This is a genomic window from Tumebacillus algifaecis (assembly GCF_002243515.1).
Classification (GTDB): Bacteria; Bacillota; Bacilli; order Tumebacillales; family Tumebacillaceae; genus Tumebacillus_A; species Tumebacillus_A algifaecis.
On sequence record NZ_CP022657.1, the window covers coordinates 3,562,164 to 3,588,722 of the forward strand.

Below are 26,559 nucleotides of genomic sequence, written 5' to 3' on the forward strand. Positions count from 1 at the left end.
CAAATTGAGCGGGAGGGTGACCTGTGCGTTTGTCCCTGCATATGGTAGGAGTAACACGACAAACGGGAGGTTCTGTCCCCATGTTCACGCTTCGGAAAACGTACGTACCGTATGAATCGCCTTTTGACCCCTGCTGCCCGCTGACACCTAAAACGTATCAAACACCGCCCCAACTCTACATGCCGGTGCAGCCGCCCAATCTCCCGCAATTCGATCCGTTCACCGCACTTTCAAAAGGGACGCTGTGGCCTGCCTACTACGACCCCTATTTCGGGCGGGTGGAAGGAAAGCAGGTGGAGCACCGATGAACAAACAGATGCCAGAAGAATACTATAAGCTGCTGCTCGACCTTCAGACTGTCGATTTTGTGCTTGTCGAATTAAATCTGTATCTCGATACTCATCCAACCGATCGGAAATCGATTGAGCAATATAACTATTACGCGCATAAAAAAGAGTTGCTGAAAAAACAGTTCAATGAAAAATTCGGCCCCTTGCAAGGTTTTGGCAATTCCTATTCCAGAGACAGTTTCGAGTGGGGAGAGGCTCCGTGGCCTTGGCAAGTGTAGGGAGGAGATGCACACGTGTGGATTTATGAAAAGAAACTCCAATATCCGGTCCGCGTATCAAAATGCGATCCGCGCATGGCAAAGTTGCTGTTGGAACAATATGGCGGCGCCGACGGTGAGCTCGCCGCAGCCCTCCGCTACTTGAACCAACGCTACACGGTGCCTGATAAAGTGATCGGCGTACTCAACGACATCGGCACCGAAGAATTTGCCCATCTCGAAATGATCGCGACGATGGTCTACAAATTGACCAAAGACGCGACCCTCGACCAACTCAAAGCGGCCGGTCTGGATGACCATTACGCCGCACATGACCGCGCTTTGTTCTACTCCAACGCATCGGGCGTGCCGTTCTCCGTCCAGTATATTCAGGCCAAAGGCGATCCGATCGCCGACCTCTACGAAGACATCGCCGCCGAAGAAAAAGCGCGCGCCACCTACCAATGGCTGATCGACCTCACCGATGACCCCGACCTCAAAGACTCACTCGCCTTCCTGCGCGAACGTGAGATCATCCACTCCTTGCGCTTCCGTGAAGCAGTGGAAATCCTCAAAGAAGAGCGCGACCGCCAAAAAGTCTTCTGATCCAAACAAAAAGCCCCTGCAGTTTACGCAAGGGCTTTCTTCCGATTTAAGAATAGCAATACCGCCGCAGCGGCGATAAACAGAATGTCTTTCAACACATCGACAAATCCGACAGGTTTCGCTTCCGCAGGTCCGAAGCAGCCACAACCATAGGGCAACACTTCGCCGTAGTTGTACAACAGCCCCGCTGCAAACACAAGCGACAGCACGATCACGCCCCAGGATGCAGCGCGCACTGTGACGGGGATCAACAAGCAGATCGCGATCAGAAGTTCTGCGATCGGCAGCAAGATCGCCAGCGGCTTGATCAAGACGTCCGGCACAAGCTTGTACGAGCGCAAAATCTCGCCAAACGTGAAAATGTCGATAAACTTAGCCACCGCCGACCAGAGAAAGATCGCGGCGAGGGCCAGTTGCAAGACCAGTTTCAACCACGCCGGAAATCTACTGTTTGAGGAACTCTTCGAAGGTGCTTTCCGGTTGTTCGCCGACAATTCGCCCAACCTCCTTGCCTTCTTTGAAGTGGATCAAAGTCGGGGTGCCCGCCACGGTGTATTTTTCCCAGACATCGCTCTTGCCATAAATGTTGACCGGGAACAGCGGTTCATTCATTTTCTCAGCCAGCGGCATCAGCATCGGTGAGACCACTTTGCAATGCACGCAGTCCGGCTGATAGAAGTAGGCGAAAAAGTCTTCGTTGTTCGCAATTTTCTTTTCCATCTCGCCCGAAGCGATCTCGTTTTTGTACAAGGCCGCCTGTTCTTGACGAGATTCATCATACATGTTGGACAAGGCAAAGGCACCGATCAACACGATGATCCCCGCCAAGACCGCGCCGAAGATGATCGGCAGTCGTTTTTTCTTTTTGCGATCGCGCTCACGACGGAGTGCTTTTATATCGCGTTTTTCCTGGTTGCGATTCTTTTTACTCATCGAAATATGACCTCCTCGATTTAAAAAAGGACACACTAATACTTCGATGAACAGGGCCATTCGTCCTGCTACGATTATGTGACGAATTTCACAAAATCATGCAAGTTCGCTTTGCATGCGCTGTTGTTGCCGAACCTGACAGTCCTTTCATCTGCCGCCTCGATCAGCGTGCTAAACCTGTCCAAATGTCGGCGCTCGGCAAAAAACGACCCGACTTGGAAACGCTAAACGCAATCAGGTCTTCTTTCGTACGCTCAATTCACGATTCTTTCGTTTTTACAAAGGTCGACAAGCAGAAATAGGACGTGTATAATCGGTACCAACAGCAAATATCGAACATTGTTATGTACCATACTATAAATCGTTCGCATTTCAGGAGGATCGAAATATGGCACAAGCATTTAAAGGCAAGCCGGTGGCAGATGTCATCCGCGAACAGGTTGGACAGGATGTGGAAGCATGGAAAACGAAAGGGCACGCGCCAAAGATGGCGGTGTTGCTCGTTGAAGGCGATCCCGCTTCTTTTCACTATGCCCAAGCGAAAGGCAAAGCGGCCGAGAAGCTAGGCATCGACTATGAACTGCACACCTTCCCGCCCGATGTGACCGAAGCGGAGCTGCTCGCCACCATCGGGCAGTTGAACGATGACCGCACGGTGCACGGCATCATGTTGGAACTGCCCCTACCCAAGCACATCGACACGAAAAAGGCGACGGCAGCCATTGCGCCGTTCAAAGATGTAGATGGACTTACGCCGCACAATCTGCTAGCCACCGTGAACGGCTCAGCAGGGCTCTATCCGGCCACCCCGCAGGCGTGTATCGCTCTGCTCAAGCACTACGGTCACACGCTCGCTGGCAAACATGTTGTCCTCGTCGGGCGCGGCGAGACGGTCGGACTGCCCTTGATTCACCTGCTCCTGCGCGAGAACGCTACGGTCACCGTCTGCCATTCCCGCACGCCTGACATCGGCGCACACATCAGACAAGCAGATATCGCCTTTGTTGCGGTCGGTCGCAAGAATTTGGTCACGCCCGACATGGTGCATCCCAATCTTTTGCTCATCGACGCCGGAATCAATGAGACGGAAGATGGCGGGATCGTCGGTGATGTCGCCCCCGAGGTGATCGATCATGTGGCAGGTATGTCGCCGACTCCAGGCGGCGTGGGTTCGGTTACCACCGCGCTGCTCTTCTCCAACCTGATGCAGGCGATGGCACTGCAATCGCACAACTCACAGGAGGTGGAACTAAATGGCCACGTTTGATCAATCGCTTCACTCCTTCCTCACCCAAGCGGCTTCCAACTCCCCCACACCGGGCGGCGGGTCGGTGGCGGCACTGGTCGCGGCGCTTGGCGCATCGATGACCTCGATGGTCGGCAACCTGACCCAAGGCGATAAATTTGCCGACGTGCAAGCTGAGATGACCGCAGCTGCCGAACAAATGGCAGCGGCGATCCGTTCGTTTGAGCAGTTGCTCGAAGCGGACATGTCCTCTTTTGACCGCTACATGGCAGCGCTTAAACTGCCGAAAGACTCGGCTGAGCAAAAAGTGGCCCGTTCGCAAGCGCTGCAAGAGGCGTCGATCAAGGCTACCGAAGTGCCGCTGGACCTCGCCCGTCTCTGCCTCGACTCGTTACACCTGTCGGAAACGATTGCCGATACGGCAAACAAAAACGTGATCTCCGACCTCGGCATCGCAGCGCTGCTTCTCGAAGCGGCCGCCCAGTCGGCGCTGCTCACCGTCGATATGAACTTGCCCGGCCTCAAAGACTTGGCCCGCAAAGCAGACTTTGAATCGGAACGCAACCGCATCGCAAACGCGATCACCCCGCTCAAGGACAAGATCGTCGCCACCGTCCGTAAGCGCTTGGCATAGGAAAAGCCACCTCACTTCCCTGAGGTGGCTTTCCTTTTTCAAGCAGGGACATCCCGCCTGAACATCATTCTCTTACACCACGGGCAGCCCGGCTCCCGACGCACCGAACAGCGTGATGGTGAAGACGAACATGAGATACAAGGCCATGCCAATCACATAAACGATAAAATAGGTCAAGAAGGGGCCAAAAAACGCTTTGGCAATCGAGATGTTGTAGATCTTACGCAACGCGATGACACGGACGATGATCATGTAGATGTACAGACCCAAAGAAATCAGTTGGGTGATCGCGCCCCAGATGAAAAAGCCGAACAACAGCCTGGCAAGGTCTGCTCCCGTCCGATCATCCATGCCGCCCATCTCGTTGATTTCCAAGATCTCGATCATCGAATTCAAATCGAAGAACAGGGGAAGGAACGGAGTGGTGATCACCATCGACACCATATAGATCCACATCGTATACGGCTGAATCAGCTCGACCAGACGACCTTTCTCCCGACGTTCCGCCGGATCGGTCGGGTACTCTTTGGACGCGACGATGCGAATACCCAGAATCACCAGCCACTTAAAGAAAAAGCGGGACAAGATCGTGCTAATCAATACAGTAAGACCAGAGATGACAGCAAATATGCCCCAAAACAGCAGCAGAGCGGTCGTCGCAGTCGCCTCCATCAACGGTTCTCCCGTCGAATCTGTCAACTCCATAACGTCCATAAATTCAGCAGAAAACCAGATGCCGATCAGGAAGACCATCAACAGGTTGATCCCGACCAAAAACCAAGTCGCACCCCAGGACTGACCGAATTTGGGCTTGGCAAGCAGTCGATCGACAGTCTCTTGCGGACGGAATAGAATCATGAACAAGTTCTTAAACAATCAAAAATCCACCTTTCTTGATGACGAATCAGTTCATACCAAGATTTAGTATATCATGAATTTTCACTAACAAAGAAGTAAAAAATTGCCTCATCAACCAGTTCATTGATGAGGCGTCATTTCTTTACATTCGTTGTGCTGTTTTGATAAACAAAAGCTCCGTGCCATCAAGTCCGCAGATCGCACATTCCACCAATCGCGCTTCCCCTTTGTATGGATTGGCCATCCGATCGCTGGGATCGATGTGTTCGACGATCTCGCCCGTCTGCGGATTCAGCTTCACTGACACCGGATGTTGATCACAGATGTGAAACCTCATCTTGTTGCGACAATTTGGACATGCGTATGGTTCCAACCGCTTGCACCTCCCATTGCTGATTCGGTACAAGTAGTATTTTGCAGTTCCTGCCACGCTATGCGGTTGCTAGCAACAAGAAGGAGGGCCCAGAACAGCCCTCCTTTCCATTCCTAAGCACGGACGAGATGATCGACTTCAACCAACGCTTCATCATCCAAGCGGGTGGCGAGACCAAGAAACATCTTGCGCGCCTCCTGATCTTGGAGTTTGGCATACATCGATTTTGCCAAACCTAGCGAGGCGAACAGTTGGTTGAGTTTCATGCGTGGAAGCTCTTGCAGCGCCTGCCAGATCGAATCGAGCGTGTTCTGCCGATTTTCCATGCTGTAACACCTCTTTTCCGCACAGGATGCTAGTTAGCTTGCCCTTAGTTGAACCAATTACCCGCCACTGGATAGCGGTAGTATTCGCCTTCGATCGTGCGGATGATGGCGATGATCGTCACGACCAGACCGAAGATCCCGACGAGCGGCACCAACAGGAAGCCGATCAGCACGATGCACAAGATCCATGAGATAAAGGCAGCTACGACCAGTGCAGCATGTAAGACGAGCGCTTGTTTGGCATGATGTTTGACAAATGGATCGTCCGTCTTGAGCAGAAGCACGACCACTGGCACGAGGATCGGTAAGAAGAAGTACGAGACATGTGATAAGACCGCTAAAACTTTGCTTTCAGTAGACACGATTAACAACGCCCCTTTCTCATCTGCTTATGCATACGAGAGAGGGGCTAAAAAGTTTCACACTTTTGTCTTATTTCTTCTCTGTGTGCTGCTGATCAACCGGCTCCAGTCGAGCGGTGAAGTGACGCAGAATTTGCGGTTCATACGTGAAGCGCACACCGTTGATCTGTTCTTTGCGCTCCATGATTCGACTAAACGTGTCAACGATGAAGTCCATGTGATTGTTAGTATAGGTGCGGCGCGGGATGGTCAGCCGCAAAAACTCGACTGGCGAAACCAGTTCTTCGCGCGTTTCCGGATCGCGCCCGAGCAGGAAAGAGCCGACTTCCACACCACGGATCCCGCCTTCCAGATACAGTTCATTGGCCAACGCCTGTGCGGGGAACTGCAAATTCGGAATGTGCGGCAAGAATGCTTTCGCATCGACGAACACCGCGTGCCCCCCAGTCGGATACTGGATCGGCACGCCGAGTTCCCGCAGTTTGTCGCCGAGGTATTCGACCTGACCGATGCGGTGGGCCAGATAGTCCTCTTCCACACCTTCGCGCAACCCTTGAGCCAACGCTTCCATATCGCGGCCGGACAGTCCGCCATAGGTCGGGAACCCTTCGAACGGGACAACCATCGACTGGCATTGTTTGAACAAATCTTCATCGTCTTTGATCGCAATCATGCCGCCCATATTGACCAGACCGTCTTTTTTCGCCGACATGGTCAAACCATCTGCGTAGGAGAACATCTCGCGAACGATCTCCTGCACCGATTTGTTCGCATAGCCCGCTTCGCGCTGTTTGATGAAATACGCATTTTCCGCAAAACGTGCCGCGTCGAAGAACAGAGCGATGTTATGCTTGCGAGCGATGTCATGCACGCCGCGGATGTTTTCCATCGACACCGGTTGACCGCCTGCCGAATTGCAGGTCACGGTGATCAGAATGAAAGCGACGTTTTCTGCCGATTTCTCGGTGATGAATTGTTCCAGCTTCTCCAAATCGAAGTTGCCTTTGAACGGATGGTAGGTCGAAGAGTCATATGCGTCTTCGATGACAAAGTTCAAGGCACGTCCTTTGGCCAGTTCAATATGCGCTTTTGTGGTATCAAAGTGCATGTTGCCCAGCACATACTGGCCGGAGTGCTTGATGATCAGCGGGAACAGCACCTGCTCAGCGCCGCGCCCTTGATGAGTCGGGATCAAATACTGATAGCCCAACACGTCCTGAACCGATTTTTCCAAGCGATAAAAGCTGCGCGAGCCAGCATATGACTCATCGCCCACCATCATTGCGCCCCATTGCGCGTCGCTCATCGCCCCGGTGCCGGAGTCGGTGAGCAAATCGATATATACGTCCTCCGATCGTAGCAAAAACGGGTTGTAACCCGCCTCCTTCAGTCTCACCTTTCGCTCCTCTTGAGGGATTAAACGAATCGGTTCCACCATTTTAATACGATACGGCTCTGCAATACGCATTCTGTCATCCCCTTTTCCCCATTTTCATAGGATTAGTTTTGCAAAAATCATGCCAACTATTTTGCCTTGATTTCGGGGGGATGACCGCAAAGAACGTCTCATTATTATACAATCATGTCTCACTTTGAGATAAGATATCATGATTCATGTTATACTTTTCTAATTTTCGATACAAGGTAGCGCGCGACACGCCGAGTGCGGCTGCCGCTTCGCCCTTGGTGACAAACGTGCGCATCGCTTGACGGAGCAGTCTCTCTTCCACTTCCTCAAGGGTTGGAAAATCGTTGCCGCCTCTGTCGTATAACGATTCATGGCGGCCGGAGCGATCACCGAAACGCTTGGGCAGGTCGTTTAGTTCGATCACCCCGTCCTCATCGAGGATCGCCGCCTGTTCGAGCACGTTTTCTAGTTCACGAATGTTCCCCGGCCACGGGTAACGTCGAATGGCCTGCATGCCGCCATGACCGATTTTTAAGGTGGGCAGGCCAAGCTTTTTCGTGATCTTGCTCAAAGCGTGCAGCGCGAACACTGGGATGTCTTCGATCCGTTCGCGCAGTGGGGGCAGTTGAATGCTGACCACTTCCATCCGATAATACAGGTCTTCGCGGAAGGTGCCCACCGCAACGCTTTCGAGCAGGTTATGATGTGTCGCGAACAGAAAGCGCACATCGACCTGTTTTGTCTTCGTCCCGCCCACGCGCCGAATCTCTTGAAACTGAATGGCGCGCAGCAGTTTGGCCTGCAGGTGCATACTCATGTCACCCACCTCATCGAGGAACAGCGTCCCGCCGTCTGCCACTTCGAATAAGCCAGGACGTCCCCCTTTGCTCGATCCGGTGAAGGCGCCTTCCTCGTAGCCGAACAATTCACTCTCGAGCAAATTTTCCGGAATCGCCGCACAGTTGATCGGCACGAAAAGCTTCGCTTTGCGCGGACTTTGGTCATGGATGTAGCGGGCGAGCACCTCTTTCCCCGTGCCGCTCTCGCCTTGAATCAACACTGGCGAAGATACGCGGGCCGCCTTGGTCGCGAGGGAAAGCGCTTTGTGCATCGCTTCGCTCTCACCTGCGATCATGCCGCCACGCCCTTCAGGATCGACCAGACGAGCCAGTTGTTCGATCGTTTCGTTCGCTTGGGACAGTTGATGGGCCAGTCGGCGCAGCTCGGTCTCGTCTCGGAACACGGAGACCACGCCGACCAGTTTCCCGTCCTCCCACACCGGCACGATGTTCGAAACGACCTGATACTCCCCGACTTTGGTGCGAACACCGATTGAAGGCTGCCCGGTCAACAGCACATCCAAAATGTGCGTGCTCGGGATCGCGTCTTTCACCTGTTTCCCCAGCAACTGCTCACGCTTCAATCCGGTGATCCGCTCATTGGCCGGATTTACATACACAATCTTACCCCGATCATCGATCGCCGCGACCCCGTCATAGACATGATCCAGCACCGCCGCCGCCGTCATCATCAACTCGTTCATTCCCATGTTCCGTCCCTCCTCATCACTCCTGTTATTGTAACAGAAATCGAGTACCATCTCGCAAAAGGAAGTGGTATCATGAACTGCGAGAGGTGAAGTCATCATGTCTAACAATGCGACCGTACACATCCAGCCGCGCGGGGAAAAAGCCATGCAGGTGGCGAGCGCGCGGGTGGCGTTTTTAAATGGGGAGCTGCAATTGTTCGAAGTTAATACGCTGGACGGAATGACGTGGGAAGGGCCGCTGGAGGCCGATGAGCTCGGGAGGATGCTGGAAAGCTCGTACCTGGTACTGCTCGAAGACGGACGTAAATACCGCGTCGCCGCACAGGAATTTACCGATCGCTGGTACACAAAGAGGCTACCGTCATGATCCGCATCGTCTTTTTTGATGTGGATGGTACTCTGATGACAGACAGGCAGATTCCCGATTCGGCGCGGCAGGCGGTGTCCCTTTTGAAAGAACAAGGCATCATTCCGGCCCTCGCCACCGGACGTCCCGAATATGAAATGAGAGCGGTGTGCGAATCCCTTGGCATCGACTGGGCCGTCACATGCAATGGCGCCCATATCGGCTATCAAGGCAACACCATCATCGGCACGCCTTTTTCCAAAGCGCAGATCGGTGAATGGGTGGAACGCGCCGTCCATTCTGAAAATCACACCTTGCTGCTCTATGGAGGGCAGCAGATCTACTCGACCAAACGTATCGCCGACTGCCCCTACTTCACAGAGGCTGACCACGAGATCGGTTTTCTAGAACCGCTTCCGGTAACGACGGCTGACGAACTGCCCGACATCTACCAGTGCATCTTGTTCGCCCCCGAAGAAGACGAAGCTCCTTACATCGCGGATGGTGCAGACAAGCTCTATCTGCACCGCTGGCGCAGTTCGGCGCTCGATCTCAACCCGTGTGGGGTCAACAAATCGACAGGCGTGACCCAACTGCTCGACCACTTGGGCTTGACCCGTGAGCAAGCGGCCGCATTTGGCGACGGCTTGAATGACCTGGAGATGATCCGAGATATTGGGCATGGCATTGCGATGGGCAATTCCTGTCCAGAACTGCTGGCCTGTGCACGCTATGTCACCCGCCATGTGCAGGAAGACGGCATCCTGCACGGTGTAAAACGCTGGATTCTGCCAACCATCGTTCACAGCTAAGCGAGCGCTACCAACGCCTTGCGAAGCTACTTTTATCTGAAACAGCAAAGAGCGCTTGGATCTCGATCAGATCCACAGCGCTCTTTTCTTTGCTTAGCCTAACCAACAGGAGCCTGCTCCGATGCGAATATGGGGCAATCTTGCTCGCGCCCTCTTGGTGATTTTATCGATCCCACATCTAGGGAGTGAACGGAATGCCGATCGAGAACGTGGTCCCGACACCTTCGGTCGAGCGCACGGTCAACATTCCACCATGCCCTTCGATAATGCGGTGCGAGATCGGCAAGCCAAGGCCGGTGCCATGTTCTTTCGTCGTGTAAAACGGCTCAAAAATGTGGGACAGGTCTTCAGCCAGAATGCCTGGCCCTTCGTCGATCACTTCAAACTGCACATCGCTGTTCTCCACCTTGACGCGCAAAACCAGTTTGCCCCCCGGCGGGGTGACGTCAAAGGCGTTTTTACATAGATTCAAAAACACTTGCTTCATTTGTTGCACATCGAGGTTGAGCGATGGCAAATCGCTCGGCGCTTCCACTTCCAGCATCACGCCGCGCAGGTTCGCTTCCGACTCGACCAGCCGCAATACGTCGGCCATAAAAGTCTCCGTAATGACCAACTGACGCTGTGGTGCCTGTGGGCGGGAGACCATCAGGAAATCGGAAAGGATCGTGTTCGCCCGATCAAGTTCTGGAATCAACAGCTTCACAGTCAAGTCATGAAAGTTATCCGGCTGCACAGCCCGCGACGCGAACAGTTGCAAGAAGCCGAAGACGGTCGTCAACGGATTGCGAATCTCATGGGCGATGCCCGCGGCAAACTGGCCGATCAGAGCAAACTTCTCATTGCGCATCATCGCCTCGCGCATGGCCAGCAGTTCGGTCTGGTCGTCGATGATCAAAATATAGCCGACCGGAACGCCCTGTGAATTTTTGATCGGATTGCCATCGATGCGGATCGTCAGGGTCCGCCCGTTGATCATAATCGAATATTCGCGGTCGCGGATCGGCAACCCCCGCTTCATCGATGAATAGAGCTTGGAGTTGCTCATGTCTTTTTCCGTAAAGCGGGTGTACAGTTCGAGCAGCGACGAACCTAACACCTGCTCAGCAGCAAGGCCGAAAACATCTTCCGCCTTTTTATTATACGACGTGAGCGAGAAGTCCTGATTGAGGATCAGCAACCCGCTGTTCATCGAGTTCAACACGAAGGAGAACTGTTTATGCAGATTGTACAGCCGCTCTTTTTCGCTGATCGGGGAATAGACGATCGTCACCGAACCGTTAACCTGGCCTGATTCATCGAACAGTGGAATCATCTCTTTATCCACCTGATACATTCCTTCATCACTTACGTTGTTCGTATCTGCTGCTCGCCATCTGACCCGTTCCCCCGACATGACTTTGCGAAACATGTTCTCCGGCTCTGTGGAGCGGTTGTCCAACGCCCGCAATTCGTCTCGCGTTTTCCCTACCACCTCTTCCAACCGCATTCTGGAATGATCAAGCGCCTGCGTATTCGCAAACTGCAACCTCCCGTGCTCATCGTACACCACGATTGAAAACGGGAGGCGATTCAGAACCTGATTGCGACGTTCGTCGTGAAGGGTATTCCTGCTATCGTCTTGCCAACGTTGGAAGCCAAGCACCACTTGATTCGAATACGTATTAATCTTTGACGTAATATAGAGGATCTTCCCAAATGCTTCACGTTCATAAAATTTTAGTTGATGCGTATGAAAAACATGATTGAGGATCGATTCGCTGAACATGTTGCCCATATCCAGCAGGATCTCCAATGGCAGATCGCGGCTGGCCACCAAATAGCCGTACTTTGACCCGTGGTCAAAAAAGGGCTCCCACGCTAGTTCATTTCGCTCGCCCGTTGTTACAAATTCATCTACATAACCGACCAACTCCCGAATGTGTTGAGCGTACATCTGATACTCATCTTCTTGTAAATACGCACCAAGATCCTTCCAAAAAATTTTTAAGATCGATTCAACCACTATATTCCCCTCCAAATTGGAAGAATTTACTCTATTAAATTTGACATGTTGCATTTCAAATCCTTCCTGTAAAGGTTGAGCAATAAAAAATCCCGCGTCCATTTAGGACCGGGATTCCTAGATTGATTCACCATTTCCTGCCGCCGGTTTGCGTTTGCGCGAGCGGCGTCTGCGCTTACGCTTTTTGACTTCGTCTGTGGAAGTCACCGTGTCAACAGCCGGATGGTCGGGCGTTGTCTCTGGCAATGATGCGTTTGGCGCCGGACTTGGTTCAGGCTCGGACGGAGCTTGCCGCATCGCTTTGGCGGGAGCGGGTCGGCGGCGTTTGGCAGGCTTCGCACTCGCCGCGGGTCTGTCGGCACCCTCCGGAGCGCTCTCCATTTTCTTCGGCTCCAGCCACGCGCTGACCACAAAGTCCTCCCAGCGCAGATAGAAGCGTAGATCACAGATGATCCGCGCTAAGCGCAGGTTGTTCCGCACATGCTCGCGGTGGCGCAGGATCAGCGCCTCCGTCTTGTTCTTGCTCTTCTCGATCTCCAAAAACTGCTCGATGTCCGGGTATTTCTCGATCACGCGCAACACGTTGGGGCGGCGCAGACCGGAGATCCCCTTGATGTTGTCGGTGCGGTCACCAAGCAGCGATTTTAAGGCGGGAATCTGCTCAGGCCCTACGTCGAGCAATCCCTTCACATTTTTCTCGGTCACCCAAGAGCCGGTGAAAATGCCTGAGTTGATCAGGTAGAGCTGCGTTTTGGCTGTCACCAGTTGCGCCAAGTCCATGTCGCCGGAGAGCAAAATGACCTTTTTACAGCGCGACAGTTCTTCCGCCCTTGCAGCCAGCGTGCCGATCAGATCGTCGCCTTCGTAGTTGGATGCGAACAGAAATGGAATTTTCTCTTCGCGAAACTGCGCGTAGATGCGCTGCTTCAGCGGATGTACTTCCTTTGGACGTTCGCGGCGATTCGCCTTATAGATGGCGGACAGTTGATGGCGAAAGTTGGTCGCATCGTTGTCGAAGATCACACACATGTGGGTCGGTCGAAAACGCCGAACCAGCTTTTTGATCACCTTCGTAAACTGCGAGGCCGTCTTGTCCACAATCTCTTCGGTCGCTTCCTCGTAGTCCCCGCGCTTCTTCGCCTTGGCGATATAGCGATAGAGAACCGAGTACATGATATGATTGCCGTCAATCAGCAAAAGTTGCAAATCGATTAGCCTCCAGTCTTACAGTTCATCTTCTAAGTCTTCCAGCATCATCAGCAGATCGGAGCGCAACACATGACCTGCCTCTTCAACTGTGAGCTTCCGCATCGGGGTCACCGCTGCACCTTGCACCACTTGGATCAACGCGCTCTCCGCTTGCAACAACACTTGAAACTTTACATCAGCGCTCAGGTGGCGGTATTCAACAAAAAGCAGTCCCGCAGCGGTCTGCTCAGCGTTTTGCGGCGAGTAGGTGCGCTCAAAATTGCCCATCCGCTCCGGCAATGGCGTATGTTGCATCACAGCCATCAACTCTTCACGATTCATCTTTCGTATCTCCTCTCTGGTTCGTCCGTCCAGTTCTCTCCCCCTCATTATGCGCCATTTATGTAAAAAAAGACAGCGTTTCATGACGCTGCCTTTCCCGATTGTTCGCCGGGGCTATTTTTCTCGATTGGTATGCTCTTCGGCAATCCCCGGCGACTGCTCTTCCTGATGGGACAGATACTGCTCGACATTTTTCCAGATGTTAAGGTCGTTGATGATGCTGGCGATCCGATAGATCTCCGCATACAGATCGCAGACGGTGTCCCAGTCATCTTCCTGAGAGACTTGCAGTTGGTTGACGTTGATCACCGCTTCTAGTTCGTGCACGCGATCAGGGATGCGAGCTTTGACCTTCTCCCACGTTTCGATCATCCGTTCCTGGTCGGCTCGGCTGTACAAGTTCCAGTCCCGCTCCAATTGCGGTAAAGCGATGCCGAGGCGCTCATCAAATACAAACTCCCATCCTTTGCTCATCCTCATGCCTTCTCTCTTTTAAAAATGAGCCTTCGCCAGATCGTCAAACACATTGCGCGCCAAGATGTTCAAGTCACAAGCGATGCTCGCATAATCCATCATCTCGTTGTTGAGCTGATGCATCTCCTCTTCATCCTTAGCGGTGTACATCATCTCCAGCGCGTCCATCATCTTCACTTCAAGTTCCACGACGCGGTCGGTGAGCGCTGAGCAGATCAGCACCCATTTCGCGCCGACGCGTTTGCGATCCGCTTCGGACAATCGGCTCCAATCCAAGTCGGTGCGCAACGCATAGATGCCCAGGCGTGTATCATACGTAAAAGCCTCAGAAAATGGGCTTTGATTAAATTCGTTCATCAAAATCCCCTCCTACTCCCTTGTATTTTAGAACTTCGGTTCGCTAGGGTCAACGGTATCTATTACCGCGCTGGTAGAATTCCTGTACAATGAAGCAAAAAGGGGGTTCTGCGATGAAAACGATCTATACGAACGGCACCATCTATACCATGGATGAACGCACGCCGCAGGCATCGGCGTTGGTGATCGAAAACGGACGCATCCTCGCCGTCGGTGAAACGGAGGAGATCCGCCTGCAGTTTGGACGGGCCGGAGTGGAAGAGATCGACTTGAGCGGCGCGACCGTTCTGCCCGGGCTGATCGACAATCATCTTCACCTTTCCAACCACGGGATCAAGCTTTCCATGCTCGATTTCACCTCAGCCAAAGAGTCGGCCGAGATGTTGAAAATGTTGCGTGAATGGGTCGTGCGCGTCCCGCAAGGCGAATGGGTGCTCGGCGTCGGCTGGAACGAGAACCAATTTTCCGACCGTCACATTCCAACGATTGAGGAATTGAATGAAGCCGCACCGAACCATCCGATTTTGCTCGCCCGAGTCTGTCACCACGCGTACCTCGCCAACTCGCTCGCCTTCGAGCGCACAGGCATCACAGCCAGCACGCCCGACCCTGCGGACGGTGCATATGGGCGCGATGCCAGCGGGGCGTTAAACGGCATGATCTATGAAAATGCGGCACAACCGCTGCAAGATCAGATTCCGAAACGAAGCCGTGCCGAACTGAAAGAAGCGCTGCGCCGTGGCATCAAACACGCGCTGGCCAGCGGATTGACCAGCGTACATACGGAAGACTTGCGCTATTTGGAAACGTTTGATAACACTTGGCAATTATTCCGCGAACTGGTCGTCGAAGAGGATCTGCGACTGCGCAGCAACCTGCTTGTCTACTATTCGTTTCTCGACGAGTTAAAAGCGACCGGGCTCACGACCGGTGACGGCGATGAGTGGGTGAACATCGGAGCGCTGAAACTGTTTGCTGACGGTGCGATGGGCGGACGCACCGCACTGATGACCAAGCCGTATGCTGACGCGCCTGGCACCTATGGCACGGCGATCCTGTCTCAAGCGGAAATGAACGCCATCGCGGCGGCGGGCGTCGCATACGGCATGCCGATCGCCGTGCATGCGATCGGTGACGGGGCGGCCGACATGGTGCTGGAAGCGATGGAAAAACATCCGATCGCAGGCCACCGCCACCGCCTGATTCATGCGCAAGTGCTGCGGTCCGACCAGCTCGAGCGCATGCAAAAGCTCGGCGATGCATTGGCGCTCGACGTGCAGCCACGCTTTGTCACGTCCGACTACCCGTGGGTGCTGGAGCGCATCGCTCCGGAACACCACAACACTTCCTACGCTTGGAAAACGCTGCTCGACGCGGGTCTGCTCTGCGGCGGCGGCTCTGACGCTCCGATCGAGCCGATCGAACCCCTGCTCGGCCTGCACGCTGCCATCACCCGCAGCGGCTACCAGCCCGAGCAAAAGTTGACTCCGCACGAAGCGGTGCGCCTCTTCACCGTCGGCGGTACCTATGCGACCCGTGAGGAAGAGGTCAAAGGTACGATCACGCCGGGCAAATTTGCCGACTTGACCATTCTCGACCGCGACATCATGGTCGAGCACCCCGACGTGATTTTGCAAACGAACGTCATCCGCACCGTCATCGGCGGCAAGACCGTATTTGAACGCTAGCACGCTTTCGTTTGGCAGACAAAAAGAGTCTGGGAGGCGCCTCCCAGACTCTTTTTTTGCTGTACATCAGCAACTTTTTATACGATGCAGATAGTAATCGATACTGATTTTTATCGATCCCAGGGCTTCTTCGGGTTGAACGCTTCGGCGTGCTTCTTGCTTTCCGCACGGCGGGCACGGCGGGCTTCCGCTCGGATCGAGGCGCTCTCATAGAGGCTTTGTTCCTCCGGTGTCTCCGGAATGACATTCGGCACCGGAGTCGGACGATTGTCCGCATCGAGCGCCACAAACGTCAGGAACGAAGTCGCGCACAGCACGCGCTGACCCGTCAGCAAGTCTTCCGCCACCACCTTGACGAACACCTCCATCGAGGTCTTGTGCGTCCAGGTCACATAGGATTCCAAGCAGATGGAGTCACCTACTTTGATCGGGTTCAAAAAATCGACCGAATCGGTCGAAGCGGTCACGACACGCTTGCGGCAGTGACGCATCGCCGAAATAGCGGCGATGTCATCGATGTAGGCCATGACCTTGCCCCCGAACATCGTATGGTGTGTATTCGTGTCAGGCGGCAGTACGATACTTGCTTTGACTGCGCGAGATTCGCGCATTTTTTTGGCGGACAATTGCTCTGTCATCTCGATCTCCTCTTTTCCGTCTCAACTCCTTTTCATTATATCCAATCTGCGCGGTTCTGCACGTTTTGGAAACATTCAATCACTTGCCGGCGATCGAACGCGATTCCGATCGCTTTGTAAACGTCATGATCAACCCTGATTCACCTCAAACAGTTCCAGCCACTCACCGTCCGGGCCTGCGAAAAAGAAATAACGATTGCCGTTGGGCAAGGTGGTGATCTCTTGGTCGATCAACGTCACATCGAGCTGTCGGAGCCGTTCGATCTCCGTTTCGAGATGATCGACATTCAGGGCGAGATGATGTACCTTGCCCTCTTGTGGCAGGTCATCATTGTAGCCTTGAATCAGTTCCAGTTCGGTCTGTTCCGCGCCTGGAAAGCCGAGAAACGCCAGTTGAATCACACCGTTCGTATGCGTGAGGCGGCCATGTAATTCCATGCCCAACACCTCGGTGTAAAATTTGATCGATGTTTCAATGTCGCGCACCATAAGACCTACATGTTCAATTTTTCGAATTGCCACTTGAAAACCTCCCGTTTTCCATTAATAACCGATTTCTATTATACACCGATTCTTCTGCGAGATTCAAAGACAAAGCCTCTGTCAATCTGCTCCGCCACTCCCCGTTATTTCGTGTTCAGTTCGCTTTCCCAGTGCGTCGATAGCGACGCCACACAGCCAGTCCGAGCGCAACTGCGAACAAGGAGAGCGCAGGTAGCAAGGTGTGACCCTCCAGTTCGACAAGACCGAACATCCCGTTTTGCGACCAAACGGAAGTCGTCCCTTCGCACATACCCGTGCTGAGTTTTCCTGCCCTATCGTTTGCGAAAACGAGATAATTGGCCCGCTCGTTGATGATGATCCCGCACGAACTATGGTTGTGCGGGAACTCGACCTCAACCAGTCGGTCGGCCACGCCTTTATAAGAAGTTCGGATCGAAAAGGTGACTACATTCTCATAGCGCCGCAGTCCATCGAGCGATACGATCTCCCGCTGGTCGTAGTGCACAACTTGTCCAAGGAACACTTCTTGGTTTCGCTGCACTTGCTGCTCCAGTGTAAACGAAGAACATCCACAGGCAGCGCCAACAGATGGCATCGCCACTAGCAACAACAATGTCACCATCATGCTGCATATCAAACGCAAATGCTTCATCCGCAGTCCCACCTTTCCAAACCACTTCCGACTCGTTACAATGAGTGCAAGAAAAAGAGTGCAAGAAAATAACAAGGAGCGATCTCATGAAACAGTTGATCACCATGGGCGGCGGCGGCTTTTCGATGGAGCCAGACAACCTGCTGCTCGACCGCTATGTCTTGCAACAAACGGGCAAAGCAAAACCCAAAGTCTGCTTCGTGCCCACCGCCAGCGGCGACTCGCTCGACTATACAGAACGCTTTTACAAAGCGATGGGCGAACTGAACTGCGAACCGTCCCATCTCCATGTCTTTCGGCCACCGTCGTCCGACCTCGAAGCGTATGTACTGGACAAAGACATCCTCTATGTCGGCGGAGGCAACACTCGCAACTTGCTCGTGTTGTGGCGTGAATGGGGACTCGACCAAATTTTCAAAAAAGCCTGGGAAGAAGGGGTCCTGCTCACCGGACTAAGCGCGGGCATGATCTGCTGGTTTGAACAGGGCATCACCGACTCGAATTTTGGCCAATTGAGCCCGCTGTCTGGCCTCGGTTTCCTACCCGGCAGTGCGTCCCCGCACTATGATGGCGAAGCGCAACGCCGTCCATCCTTTCAGCGCATGATTCTGGAAGGTGCTCTGCAAGACGGGCTCGCAGCCGATGACGGCGCTGCCTTCCACTTCATCGGCACTGACCTACACCGCACCGTCTCTTCGCGCCCGAACGCAAAAGGCTATCGCGTGCAGAAGATCGGCAGCGAAATTCGGGAAGAGATGCTCGATACCTATTATTTGGGCAACGACTTGTAAGAAAAGACACACCCCTGCTTCCGGTCGAAGCGGGGGTGTGTTCGTCTACACCAGAAACTCGCGCTTGAGCAGCGCCAAGATCACCGCATCGTGATAGCGGTCGTTATAGTGCATATATTCCTGTAACAGCCCTTCCTTTTTGAATCCGACTTTCTCCAACACGCGGAATGATGCGAGATTTTCAGGAATGACGATCGCTTCGATCCGGTTCAGGCCCATCTCCTCGTACCCGCATTTGAGCACTGCCCGCAACACTTCGGTCGCCACACCCTGTCCCCAATAGGCACGGTTGATCTCATAACCGACCTCTGCGCGGAACGATTTCACAGACCAATTATGGAATCCGATCGTGCCGATCAAACGATCATCTTCACGGCGCGCGATCGCCCAGCGGATGGCACTGTTTTCCTGCCGGCCCTCCTCCATGCCTTTCATCATCTTGACCGCCTGTGCTTGCTCGGTCAGCGCAGCCATTCCGAAATAGCGCATCGTCTCTTCATCGGAAAAATTGGCAAAAAAATCTTCCACATCGCGGTCTTGCAAGTCCCGTAGCCGGAAGCGTTCCGTCTCCAGAAGCGGAACCTCTTTTAAAATCGTTTCTACCGTCATCCAACTTCCCTCATCTTTCCCAGAATCGCATCCTGTCCCTGTCTTGCCCTATCTTCGGTTCATTCGGATCAGTCCAACGACCAAAACGGTCAAAAACAGTGCCCCGATGACAATCCATACCGTTTTGACAAACCAGGTCATCTCTTTCTTTTCTTTTTTGGGCTCTTGTTTAGACTCTTTTTTTGGCTCTTGTTTCAACTCGGCGGCTGACGGGTCCGGTGTCACTTGTTGCTCAATCTGCGGTCGATCAAAGGTCGTCCCGCTGCCTAACTCTTGCAAATCGCTAGAAGCCGAGTCCAACAACCTGGTGCGGCTACAAAAGGATGCCTCCAAGGCACCGCTATTCATTTTCGACGCGTAGACCAGATATTCTTTTCCTGTTTTAAAATCGAAACCGCAACTCACTTCCCCGCCGATCGAAGTCAAAACGGTCAACGTTCGATCGGAGACCCCTTTCCAAGCGGTATTGACTTCGAATTCCACATTGATAAACTCCCGTGTTTTCGTGACCTTCGTCACCTTTCCGGAAAACACAGCGCCTGCCTTTTCCAACGCCTCCTGTGGCGGCCCTGGCTGAACACAAGAGCAGGCAAAGCTCAGTGTCGGCACCGCGGTGAACAAAAGTTGAAACATCAGTAAAAATGAAAAGACCATCATGACAGGTTTTCTCACGACTTCCCCTCCTTGTGTAAAGTGAGACGTAAGTTAGCCTTTGTCCGTTTCAAAACTTTTAAAACTGCTTGTACAAGTTTGTCGAAAATTACTGATCTCCCACGCCTGACACACTCCACAAAACAAGCGGAACGAATTACAACGTGGAGCCTCATGCAAAAACAAAAAAAACCTCACCAGAAGTGAGGTTTTCTGCAAATCACAACGCGGCAGGATAGGCGAGCATGCCACCGCTCATATTTTTTACATTGCGAAATCCTTCCAATGTCAACACTTGACAGACTGCCATGCTCCGTCTGCCCGATCGACAGACAAAGATGATCTCTTCGCCACGGTCCCATTCTGAGTAACGGTCGATCACTTCAAACAACGGAATATGCACCGCTTCTGGAATTTTACCCTGTTCGATCTCTAGATCACTTCGAACATCGATGATGCGCAATGCTTCCCGGTTCTTCAACCGCTCCACCACTTCGACAGGGTGGATTTCCTGCACTCTGGAAATCACACTTTCCATGTCGCCACCTCCTCTCGTTACATATAATACTTTAGTCTATACTGCTAGTTCCTTTTTGAAAGTAACGAAACTCACATTCTTCTCGTTACATACAGAATATGCAGGTAACATAGCGAGAGCAACTTGAACGGTTCGTTGCGAATTTTTGAAGCACTAGACCTCCCGAGCTCATCGCTGGGAGGTCTGCTTGCTTATACCTGAAATTTTTTGATTTTCTCTTGTAACTCCTGTGCCATCTCGCTGAGCGATTCGGACGAACGAGAGATTTCCTCGATCACAGCCAACTGCTCCTCAGACGAGGCCGCAACCATCTTCGCATTGCTCGCCGAGTCATTGGCGATGCGTGTAACCTCTTCCACCGACTGCGCTACCTCTTGCGAACTTGCGCTCATCTCCTGCGAAGAAGCGGTCATCTCCTGCACTTGTTCCGCAACCTGCCTTGCCGATTCCAAAATGTGATGGAACGCCGACCCCGCAACGTGCACCACTTCGGTACCCGATTGCACTTCGCGCATCACTTTGTCCATCGAATCGATCGAGCGTGTCGTCTCTGCTTGAATCGCTTGAATCAAATTCTCGATCTGACCTGCCGATTGGCCCGACTGCTCGGCCAACTTGCGAACTTCATCGGCAACCACGGCAAACCCTTTGCCATGTTCCCCTGCCCGTGCCGCTTCGATCGCAGCGTTCAAGGCGAGCAAGTTGGTCTGCGCCGCGATCCCGGTGATGACCTCGACGATCGCACCGATCTCCTGCGAACGCTGCTCCAACACTTTCATGCCCGATGCGTATTCGTTCACCGTCTCCACAATCATCGCCATCTGCTGAACCGCCTGTTGAATCGACTCGTTCCCTTGTTCCGCCTCCATCGCAGATTGCAACGAGGCTTCCGCAACGGCTACCGACGTTTCGGCGATGCTTTGAATGCCCATCGTCATACCTTCGATCGCCATTTCACTTTCCTGCGTGCGCTGCAATTGTGACTCCGCGCCTGCCGCTACCGTTTGAATCGTTTCGGTCACTTGCTCCGTTGAGATCGCAGCTTGTTCCGTGCTCGCCGACAACTCCTCCGAAGAGGCGGCCACTTGAACAGCCGTATCGCTCACGCTTCCGATCAACTCATGCAAGTTATCGACCATGCTGTTGACCGATCGCGACAAGTCACCAAGTTCATCTTTGCGATTCACAGTCAATTTTTCTACCCGCAAGTCACCGCTGGCGACTTGGTACGCCACCTGAGTTAGTTTATACAAAGGACGCGCATTATAATGTGCAACCAGATAGGAAGCGATAATCGCCACCAGCAGGCCGCTGATGCCGAAGATGATCACCTGGTCCATAAATCGGATCACAATTTCATCATAGACAGAATTAGGTACACCCACATAGTAAATCCCGATGATCGAGCCGCTTTTGTCTTTGATCGGCTCATATGCAGTCTGGCTCAGCGTATTTACCACTGTCGCCTCGCCTAAGTAGATTTGCCCATTTTTCAGCGTGGTTTCTGCGACAATGTCAGATACGGTCGTACCAACAGCACGCGCACCATCATCTTTCTTGACATTGGTCGTCACGCGCTTGTCGCCGAGAAACACGGTGACCGTGTCGCCAGTCAGGTCGCCCACCATGTCCACAAGTTCCGTATTGTCGTTGATCAACGTGCTACCTTTGTATAACTTGTCCCCTTGAACAGACCAGTCGCCCGGATACTTGCTCTCAATCAGCGCTTTGCTGATCTCCAAATCGGACGTTAGCTTATGCACAGCAGCTTCTTTGATCTTGCTGTTCAATGTATACGTTGCAAAAGTTCCCATCGCAGCCGTACCCAAAATGATCACCAAGGAAAACAAGAGTACGATCTTAGCTTTTAGTTTCATCAACTTCACCTCTGCGCCAGTTCATTTTTATTATAAATTTATGTCAAAACCTATTATGACACAACTTTTAAATGGAGCGTACCGAAAAGTTTTTGACAATGACTAAAAACCCCCTGTTTCGCAACAGGGGGTTTGCACACTTGCAGAGCTGTAGCCAGATTCAATCGAGATTTCCCAGGGAAATAACAGCTTGCTCGAAAACGGTGTTTTTTATGAAAGAACAGGCAACCTGCCAATTTCCCGCTCCTCACCTTTGTTCGAGAATAACACTCCCATTTCAGTCTTTCATAGGGTGTCATGGGCTTTACTTTCAAAAAATGATCTCGTGCTGTGCTAATTGCTAGATCATGTAGTGATGAAACGATTCCATCTGCTTAGAGGCTTCCTGGTGCTCTCCTTCCCTGCTTCGTCATACTCTTGCCTCACTAAGCAGATCTACACAAGGTCGGCGTAAACTCCACAACTTTCTGTTTCTATCCATCTTGCTCAAGCTCTTCGTGCTCAGAAGATGCTCTTTGACGGTGTACTTGGCTTTCATAACGACACCATAATGACAGTTTCAAAAATATTCCTATAAAATTATAAATCGTGATATTATTATTTTACAAAACAAGAAAGAGGTGAAGTTGATGAAAAAAATGCCTGTCGCACTTATGCTGGCCGCAACTGTTTTCGCAGGTGTAGCAACTTACACAGTTCCTGCACAAGCAGCAACAAACTCCGTGGTAAAACCCGAATTAGACGAGGGAATGGTCAAATTGGAAGTGTACTTCTCCAGCTACCCACCGAATAACTACAGTGATGAAAACACTGGCTTCAATGGCTGGCTCGTGGGTGTTACTCCGCTCCCAAATGGTCAATACAAGGGCACTTACTACGGATATATGTACTAAAACAGAAACAAAAAAGCTGATGTCTGTAAGTAGACATCAGCTTTTTCTATTTGGAATTTGGCAGAGAGAGCAAGATTCGAATTTGCGAGCGGGTACAGCCTACCGTTGTTCAAGTCCGCCCCGCTGCATGAGAACCAAAAAGAGTCTACACGCTCTCCCCATTTGTAGATTGTTCCTCCAAAAAGTGCGTATAACTGTGGATCTTGTGCATTCCGCTATCAGGCGATACTTGCTGACAGTAGTACGGCGAATCGATATCATGGTATCGTTCAAGTCCCAGAGCCGAATCCGGAGATTGACTCCAATACCTGGCCTACATGATCTTGGGCTTCCTATGTTAAATGGTGGCACGAAAACTATTGCTAAGCTACAGTTGAAAGGGAATGGAGCACCACTCTCTATCATATTTCGGATTAGGAGGATATGATGATGCTGTATAGATTTAATATAGTTCTGCTATTTGTGCTTGCAACATTGATGTTTGGGTGTAGTGATCCATCTCCACTCAAATCTGACCTCGAAGTATCTATCAACCAAACATTTGACATGAAATTCGACTATCTCGATCATGTCCAAGTTTTTAAAGTGAGTGCGGACGGAAGTTCAACGCAGCCTCTTGTTGATCTAAAGGGAGACAATATCCGTGGGATCGTCTTAACTCTTTCGAAAGCGAAACTTTCTGCGGATAATTCACTCCCCGAAACGTTCCCGTACAAGATCGTTCTGTCAACCTCACCTGAAGGATTGGAATACAATAAAAAGCAAACCACGGCCGATCTTTTAATCTATTTAGAGGGCGCGACAACGCATATTTCTTACAACAAGAAGCATTACATTTTGACAGAGGATCTTTCGTCCTATGGGGTTGAATAAGATCGTTACTTCTCATCCTTGAATGCGGTGCAGAAGAAACATTCTTTAATACTTTGGTCAATACGGGTCGCCCAATTCACCGTTCATATTCCCTCTTGTCCCAAACTTTGCAAATACTCCTTCGCACTCTTTTCCGCCTCAGCCTCAAACTCATGCCCACACCACACCCAAACTCCTTGCCTCGTCTTGCTCTTATACAGGTATTCCCATATATCCCATTCACGCCGATCACGGCACCCATTCTTCCCCAGATTGCCCCGTCCGAAAAGCCCTCAACACCGACTATACTCTCTTCGAGTATAGTCATGGCTTCATAAAAACCTTGCCCGTAAAACAAACAGAAATAGACCCGCCTATGAGTTTTGAGGCTCAGGGGATCTATTTTGTCATGAAATATCATATGAGCCGACACCCTTGATGGGGATCAGTTGTGCAACGAACAATTAACTATAGACCAGTTCTTGTTCGCTTAGACCAAGCGCCTGCGCTGTTGACGCGTGAATTTCCTGGAAGAGCTCCGGGTTTTCCGCGAGTGACACGCCATAGGACGGAATCATTTCTTTGATCTTCTCTTCCCACTCCATCATATGTTGCGGGAAGCATTTTTCCAATACCTCAAGCATAACGTGAACAGCAGTAGAAGCACCTGGAGAAGCTCCGAGCAAGGCAGCGACCGAGCCGTCAGCCGCGCTGATGACTTCCGTACCGAATTGAAGGGTTCCTTTTCCGGCCTTCGTATCTTTAATAACCTGCACACGCTGGCCTGCTACCACGATATCCCAATCCTTTTTTTGGGCATTCGGAATAAACTCGCGCAATTCTTCCATACGCTTGTCATTTGATAACATCACTTGCTGGATCAGGTATTTTGTCAATGCCATCTCCTTTACGCCTGCTGCCATCATCGTGATGAGGTTATTCGGTTTTACAGAACCGATCAAGTCAAAATTAGAACCTGTTTTCAAGAACTTTGGTGAAAAGCCGGCGAACGGTCCAAACAGCAATGTTTTTTTGTTGTTGATATATCTTGTATCAAGATGCGGAACAGACATCGGAGGAGCGCCAACCTTAGCCTTCCCGTATACTTTAGCATGATGGTCCGCTATGACTTCCGGATTGTTACATACCATAAAGAGACCGCTTACAGGGAATCCTCCAATATGTTTCGACTCAGGAATACCGGTTTTTTGCAGCAAAGGCAGACTTCCGCCACCACCGCCGATAAAAACGAATTTTGCAGTATGATATTCGATTTTACCTCTTTCGATGTCATGCACTTTCAATTCCCACGAGCCGTCGGCGGTACGTTTCAAACCTTCAACGCTAGTCTTGTAATTGACCTCAACGCCTTTACTCTTTAGGTGGTCAAACATCATGCGTGTTAACGCACCAAAGTTGACATCCGTTCCGGAGTCGATCTTTGTGGCCGCGATCGGTTCATTCGATGTACGACCTTCCATGATCAGCGGGATCCATTCCTTCAGTTTTTCAGGGTCATCCGAGTATTCCATTCCTTGAAAGAGAGGATTGGTCGACAGTGCTTCAAAGCGTTTTTTCAAAAACGTTACATTCCCTTCCCCTTGTACGAAGCTCATATGGGGAATGGGCATGATAAAGTCCTGTGGATTCCGAATCAGATTGCTAGTGTTCACAAGATAGGTCCAAAACTGTCTGGACAGCTGAAATTGTTCATTGATTTTTATCGCTTTGCTAACATCGATTGATCCATCCGATTTTTCGGATGTATAATTAAGCTCGCACAGAGCAGCATGGCCTGTACCCGCATTATTCCATTCGTTCGAGCTTTCTTCTCCTGCATTTGCGAGTTTCTCAAACACTTTAATTTCCCAGTCTGGTGCTAACTCTTTCAGTAAAGATCCCAAAGTCGCGCTCATGACTCCGGCACCAATTAAGATAACGTCTGTTTTTTTCCGTATGTTACTCATGATGGCCTTCTTCCTTCCCCCTATTTTTGCAAAAAAAAGTAGGCACTCCAGCTTAGATCTCACAAAATGCATGGCGCGAAATCTAAGAACACACCTTTTCTATCTCAAGTATACCATAATAAAGTCTATTTTGATTAATGATAGACAAGCTTCTTGCATGGATTGGTTTGCCACTTGTCGATTAAATAGGCTCAGCCCCTCTTGAAAGGGGGGAGGAATTTTGGCACATGAATTGATTTCGCCCTGGCTCCAATTCAGGGGATTCTTCGTAGCAGCTTTGACTATGGTCGTGACGCCTTCGAGTTGATAGCTCAGCGATCCATTTCAACTAGACTATGAGCCGACACTCTTGCAGGGTATCAGTTGTACCAACCGACCGTAAGTGAGACACAGGATGCTTGGGTTCGCGGCGAGGGCAAGAAGCTTGACGGCAGTGTACGCCTATACGATCAAGGGCCAAGTAAGCCGAAGATCAAGGTGCACCAAGACAAAAAAGGTAACATCCACGGCTATCCCGTGTCCTAACTAGGAGG

32 protein-coding genes are annotated in these 26,559 nt (G+C 51.7%); 11 read left to right on the forward strand and 21 right to left on the reverse strand.

Going from position 1 to position 26,559, the window contains the following annotated elements:
* Nucleotides 1-80 precede the first annotated feature (80 nt).
* Genes CIG75_RS15595 through CIG75_RS15605 form a run of 3 tightly spaced genes read left to right on the forward strand, consistent with a single transcriptional unit; the run spans nucleotide 81 to nucleotide 1,153 of the window.
* Nucleotides 81-308, forward strand: coding sequence for a spore coat associated protein CotJA (locus CIG75_RS15595; protein ID WP_094237456.1), 228 nt, complete (start codon nucleotides 81-83; stop codon nucleotides 306-308).
* A complete protein-coding gene (locus tag CIG75_RS15600) occupies nucleotides 305-568 on the forward strand; it encodes a spore coat protein CotJB (RefSeq protein WP_094237457.1) in 264 nt (87 codons plus the stop codon). Before CIG75_RS15595 ends, CIG75_RS15600 begins: the two co-directional genes overlap by 4 nt.
* 15 nt (nucleotides 569-583) lie before the next feature.
* Nucleotides 584-1,153 carry a manganese catalase family protein gene (locus tag CIG75_RS15605; RefSeq protein WP_094237458.1) on the forward strand — a complete coding sequence of 190 codons (570 nt, stop codon included), beginning with the start codon at nucleotides 584-586 and terminating at the stop codon, nucleotides 1,151-1,153.
* 23 nt (nucleotides 1,154-1,176) lie between these two features.
* On the opposite strand, the gene CIG75_RS15610 is transcribed toward CIG75_RS15605, so the two are convergent.
* A complete protein-coding gene (locus tag CIG75_RS15610) occupies nucleotides 1,177-1,647 on the reverse strand; it encodes a MauE/DoxX family redox-associated membrane protein (RefSeq protein ID WP_157729587.1) in 471 nt (156 codons plus the stop codon).
* Nucleotides 1,598-2,086, reverse strand: coding sequence for a thioredoxin family protein (locus tag CIG75_RS15615; RefSeq protein ID WP_157729588.1), 489 nt, complete (start codon nucleotides 2,084-2,086; stop codon nucleotides 1,598-1,600). Before CIG75_RS15615 ends, CIG75_RS15610 begins: the two co-directional genes overlap by 50 nt.
* Nucleotides 2,087-2,474: 388 nt before the next feature.
* Between CIG75_RS15615 and CIG75_RS15620 the strand changes: the two genes are divergently transcribed.
* Together CIG75_RS15620 and CIG75_RS15625 are read left to right on the forward strand one after the other, a co-directional pair.
* Entirely contained in the window at nucleotides 2,475-3,353 is an 879-nt protein-coding gene (locus tag CIG75_RS15620) for a bifunctional 5,10-methylenetetrahydrofolate dehydrogenase/5,10-methenyltetrahydrofolate cyclohydrolase (protein WP_094237461.1), read from the forward strand.
* Nucleotides 3,340-3,966, forward strand: coding sequence for a cyclodeaminase/cyclohydrolase family protein (locus CIG75_RS15625; protein WP_094237462.1), 627 nt, complete (start codon nucleotides 3,340-3,342; stop codon nucleotides 3,964-3,966). Before CIG75_RS15620 ends, CIG75_RS15625 begins: the two co-directional genes overlap by 14 nt.
* A gap of 72 nt (nucleotides 3,967-4,038) precedes the next feature.
* Here the strand turns inward: CIG75_RS15625 and CIG75_RS15630 are convergent, their stop codons facing one another.
* The 6 genes from CIG75_RS15630 to CIG75_RS15655 form a co-directional block, all read right to left on the reverse strand.
* Nucleotides 4,039-4,842: a hypothetical protein gene (locus tag CIG75_RS15630; RefSeq protein WP_094237463.1), complete on the reverse strand. Its 804-nt coding sequence runs from the start codon at nucleotides 4,840-4,842 to the stop codon at nucleotides 4,039-4,041.
* 124 nt (nucleotides 4,843-4,966) lie between these two features.
* Nucleotides 4,967-5,131: a hypothetical protein gene (locus CIG75_RS15635; protein WP_227874254.1), complete on the reverse strand. Its 165-nt coding sequence runs from the start codon at nucleotides 5,129-5,131 to the stop codon at nucleotides 4,967-4,969.
* 179 nt (nucleotides 5,132-5,310) lie between these two features.
* Entirely contained in the window at nucleotides 5,311-5,523 is a 213-nt protein-coding gene (locus CIG75_RS15640; RefSeq protein WP_094237464.1) for a hypothetical protein, read from the reverse strand.
* Between the two features lie 44 nt (nucleotides 5,524-5,567).
* Nucleotides 5,568-5,885 (reverse strand): DUF4870 domain-containing protein, encoded by a 318-nt coding sequence (locus CIG75_RS15645; protein WP_227874255.1) that lies wholly within the window; start codon nucleotides 5,883-5,885, stop codon nucleotides 5,568-5,570.
* A gap of 70 nt (nucleotides 5,886-5,955) precedes the next feature.
* Entirely contained in the window at nucleotides 5,956-7,353 is a 1,398-nt protein-coding gene (locus CIG75_RS15650; protein WP_094237466.1) for a tryptophanase, read from the reverse strand.
* A 112-nt stretch (nucleotides 7,354-7,465) separates the two neighbouring features.
* A complete protein-coding gene (locus CIG75_RS15655) occupies nucleotides 7,466-8,842 on the reverse strand; it encodes a sigma-54 interaction domain-containing protein (RefSeq protein ID WP_172844467.1) in 1,377 nt (458 codons plus the stop codon).
* Nucleotides 8,843-8,939: 97 nt separating this feature from the next.
* Between CIG75_RS15655 and CIG75_RS15660 the strand changes: the two genes are divergently transcribed.
* Together CIG75_RS15660 and CIG75_RS15665 are read left to right on the forward strand one after the other, a co-directional pair.
* Nucleotides 8,940-9,209: a hypothetical protein gene (locus tag CIG75_RS15660; protein ID WP_157729589.1), complete on the forward strand. Its 270-nt coding sequence runs from the start codon at nucleotides 8,940-8,942 to the stop codon at nucleotides 9,207-9,209.
* The gene (locus CIG75_RS15665) at nucleotides 9,206-10,000 is read left to right on the forward strand and encodes a Cof-type HAD-IIB family hydrolase (protein ID WP_094237469.1); all 795 of its coding nucleotides are present in this window, start codon (nucleotides 9,206-9,208) and stop codon (nucleotides 9,998-10,000) included. The genes CIG75_RS15660 and CIG75_RS15665 overlap by 4 nt, the downstream gene beginning before the upstream one ends.
* Before the next feature lie 178 nt (nucleotides 10,001-10,178).
* Here CIG75_RS15665 and CIG75_RS15670 read toward each other — a convergent pair whose 3' ends face one another.
* From CIG75_RS15670 to CIG75_RS15690, 5 genes are all read right to left on the reverse strand, one after another.
* Complete coding sequence (locus CIG75_RS15670) at nucleotides 10,179-12,005, reverse strand: ATP-binding protein (RefSeq protein WP_172844468.1); 1,827 nt, start codon at nucleotides 12,003-12,005, stop codon at nucleotides 10,179-10,181.
* Between the two features lie 117 nt (nucleotides 12,006-12,122).
* On the reverse strand, nucleotides 12,123-13,211 hold the full coding sequence (locus tag CIG75_RS15675) for a 5'-3' exonuclease H3TH domain-containing protein (protein ID WP_094237471.1): 1,089 nt from the start codon (nucleotides 13,209-13,211) through the stop codon (nucleotides 12,123-12,125).
* 18 nt (nucleotides 13,212-13,229) lie between these two features.
* On the reverse strand, nucleotides 13,230-13,535 hold the full coding sequence (locus CIG75_RS15680; protein WP_094237472.1) for a hypothetical protein: 306 nt from the start codon (nucleotides 13,533-13,535) through the stop codon (nucleotides 13,230-13,232).
* Between the two features lie 114 nt (nucleotides 13,536-13,649).
* A complete protein-coding gene (locus tag CIG75_RS15685; protein ID WP_227874256.1) occupies nucleotides 13,650-14,009 on the reverse strand; it encodes a hypothetical protein in 360 nt (119 codons plus the stop codon).
* Between the two features lie 18 nt (nucleotides 14,010-14,027).
* The gene (locus CIG75_RS15690) at nucleotides 14,028-14,366 is read right to left on the reverse strand and encodes a hypothetical protein (protein ID WP_094237474.1); all 339 of its coding nucleotides are present in this window, start codon (nucleotides 14,364-14,366) and stop codon (nucleotides 14,028-14,030) included.
* 113 nt (nucleotides 14,367-14,479) lie between these two features.
* Between CIG75_RS15690 and CIG75_RS15695 the strand changes: the two genes are divergently transcribed.
* The gene (locus CIG75_RS15695; RefSeq protein ID WP_094237475.1) at nucleotides 14,480-16,054 is read left to right on the forward strand and encodes an amidohydrolase; all 1,575 of its coding nucleotides are present in this window, start codon (nucleotides 14,480-14,482) and stop codon (nucleotides 16,052-16,054) included.
* A 110-nt stretch (nucleotides 16,055-16,164) separates the two neighbouring features.
* Here the strand turns inward: CIG75_RS15695 and CIG75_RS15700 are convergent, their stop codons facing one another.
* From CIG75_RS15700 to CIG75_RS15710, 3 genes are all read right to left on the reverse strand, one after another.
* A complete protein-coding gene (locus CIG75_RS15700; protein ID WP_094237476.1) occupies nucleotides 16,165-16,692 on the reverse strand; it encodes an acyl-CoA thioesterase in 528 nt (175 codons plus the stop codon).
* 129 nt (nucleotides 16,693-16,821) lie between these two features.
* Nucleotides 16,822-17,214, reverse strand: coding sequence for a VOC family protein (locus CIG75_RS15705; RefSeq protein WP_094237477.1), 393 nt, complete (start codon nucleotides 17,212-17,214; stop codon nucleotides 16,822-16,824).
* Between the two features lie 115 nt (nucleotides 17,215-17,329).
* Complete coding sequence (locus CIG75_RS15710) at nucleotides 17,330-17,848, reverse strand: hypothetical protein (protein ID WP_094237478.1); 519 nt, start codon at nucleotides 17,846-17,848, stop codon at nucleotides 17,330-17,332.
* Between the two features lie 86 nt (nucleotides 17,849-17,934).
* Here CIG75_RS15710 and CIG75_RS15715 point away from each other — a divergent pair, with 86 nt between their 5' ends.
* Nucleotides 17,935-18,639 carry a Type 1 glutamine amidotransferase-like domain-containing protein gene (locus CIG75_RS15715; RefSeq protein WP_094237479.1) on the forward strand — a complete coding sequence of 235 codons (705 nt, stop codon included), beginning with the start codon at nucleotides 17,935-17,937 and terminating at the stop codon, nucleotides 18,637-18,639.
* A 45-nt stretch (nucleotides 18,640-18,684) separates the two neighbouring features.
* On the opposite strand, the gene CIG75_RS15720 is transcribed toward CIG75_RS15715, so the two are convergent.
* The 4 genes from CIG75_RS15720 to CIG75_RS15735 form a co-directional block, all read right to left on the reverse strand.
* Nucleotides 18,685-19,248: a GNAT family N-acetyltransferase gene (locus CIG75_RS15720; protein WP_094237480.1), complete on the reverse strand. Its 564-nt coding sequence runs from the start codon at nucleotides 19,246-19,248 to the stop codon at nucleotides 18,685-18,687.
* Nucleotides 19,249-19,296: 48 nt separating this feature from the next.
* Entirely contained in the window at nucleotides 19,297-19,920 is a 624-nt protein-coding gene (locus tag CIG75_RS15725; RefSeq protein WP_094237481.1) for a hypothetical protein, read from the reverse strand.
* Nucleotides 19,921-20,119: 199 nt separating this feature from the next.
* Complete coding sequence (locus tag CIG75_RS15730) at nucleotides 20,120-20,437, reverse strand: rhodanese-like domain-containing protein (RefSeq protein WP_322348590.1); 318 nt, start codon at nucleotides 20,435-20,437, stop codon at nucleotides 20,120-20,122.
* A 191-nt stretch (nucleotides 20,438-20,628) separates the two neighbouring features.
* Nucleotides 20,629-22,314, reverse strand: coding sequence for a methyl-accepting chemotaxis protein (locus CIG75_RS15735; RefSeq protein ID WP_094237482.1), 1,686 nt, complete (start codon nucleotides 22,312-22,314; stop codon nucleotides 20,629-20,631).
* Between the two features lie 629 nt (nucleotides 22,315-22,943).
* Here CIG75_RS15735 and CIG75_RS15740 point away from each other — a divergent pair.
* Nucleotides 22,944-23,207: a hypothetical protein gene (locus tag CIG75_RS15740; RefSeq protein ID WP_094237483.1), complete on the forward strand. Its 264-nt coding sequence runs from the start codon at nucleotides 22,944-22,946 to the stop codon at nucleotides 23,205-23,207.
* A gap of 423 nt (nucleotides 23,208-23,630) precedes the next feature.
* Complete coding sequence (locus CIG75_RS15745) at nucleotides 23,631-24,080, forward strand: hypothetical protein (RefSeq protein ID WP_157729590.1); 450 nt, start codon at nucleotides 23,631-23,633, stop codon at nucleotides 24,078-24,080.
* Between the two features lie 443 nt (nucleotides 24,081-24,523).
* Here CIG75_RS15745 and CIG75_RS15755 read toward each other — a convergent pair whose 3' ends face one another.
* Nucleotides 24,524-26,098 carry a malate:quinone oxidoreductase gene (locus tag CIG75_RS15755; protein WP_094237486.1) on the reverse strand — a complete coding sequence of 525 codons (1,575 nt, stop codon included), beginning with the start codon at nucleotides 26,096-26,098 and terminating at the stop codon, nucleotides 24,524-24,526.
* Between the last annotated feature and the right edge of the window lie 461 nt (nucleotides 26,099-26,559).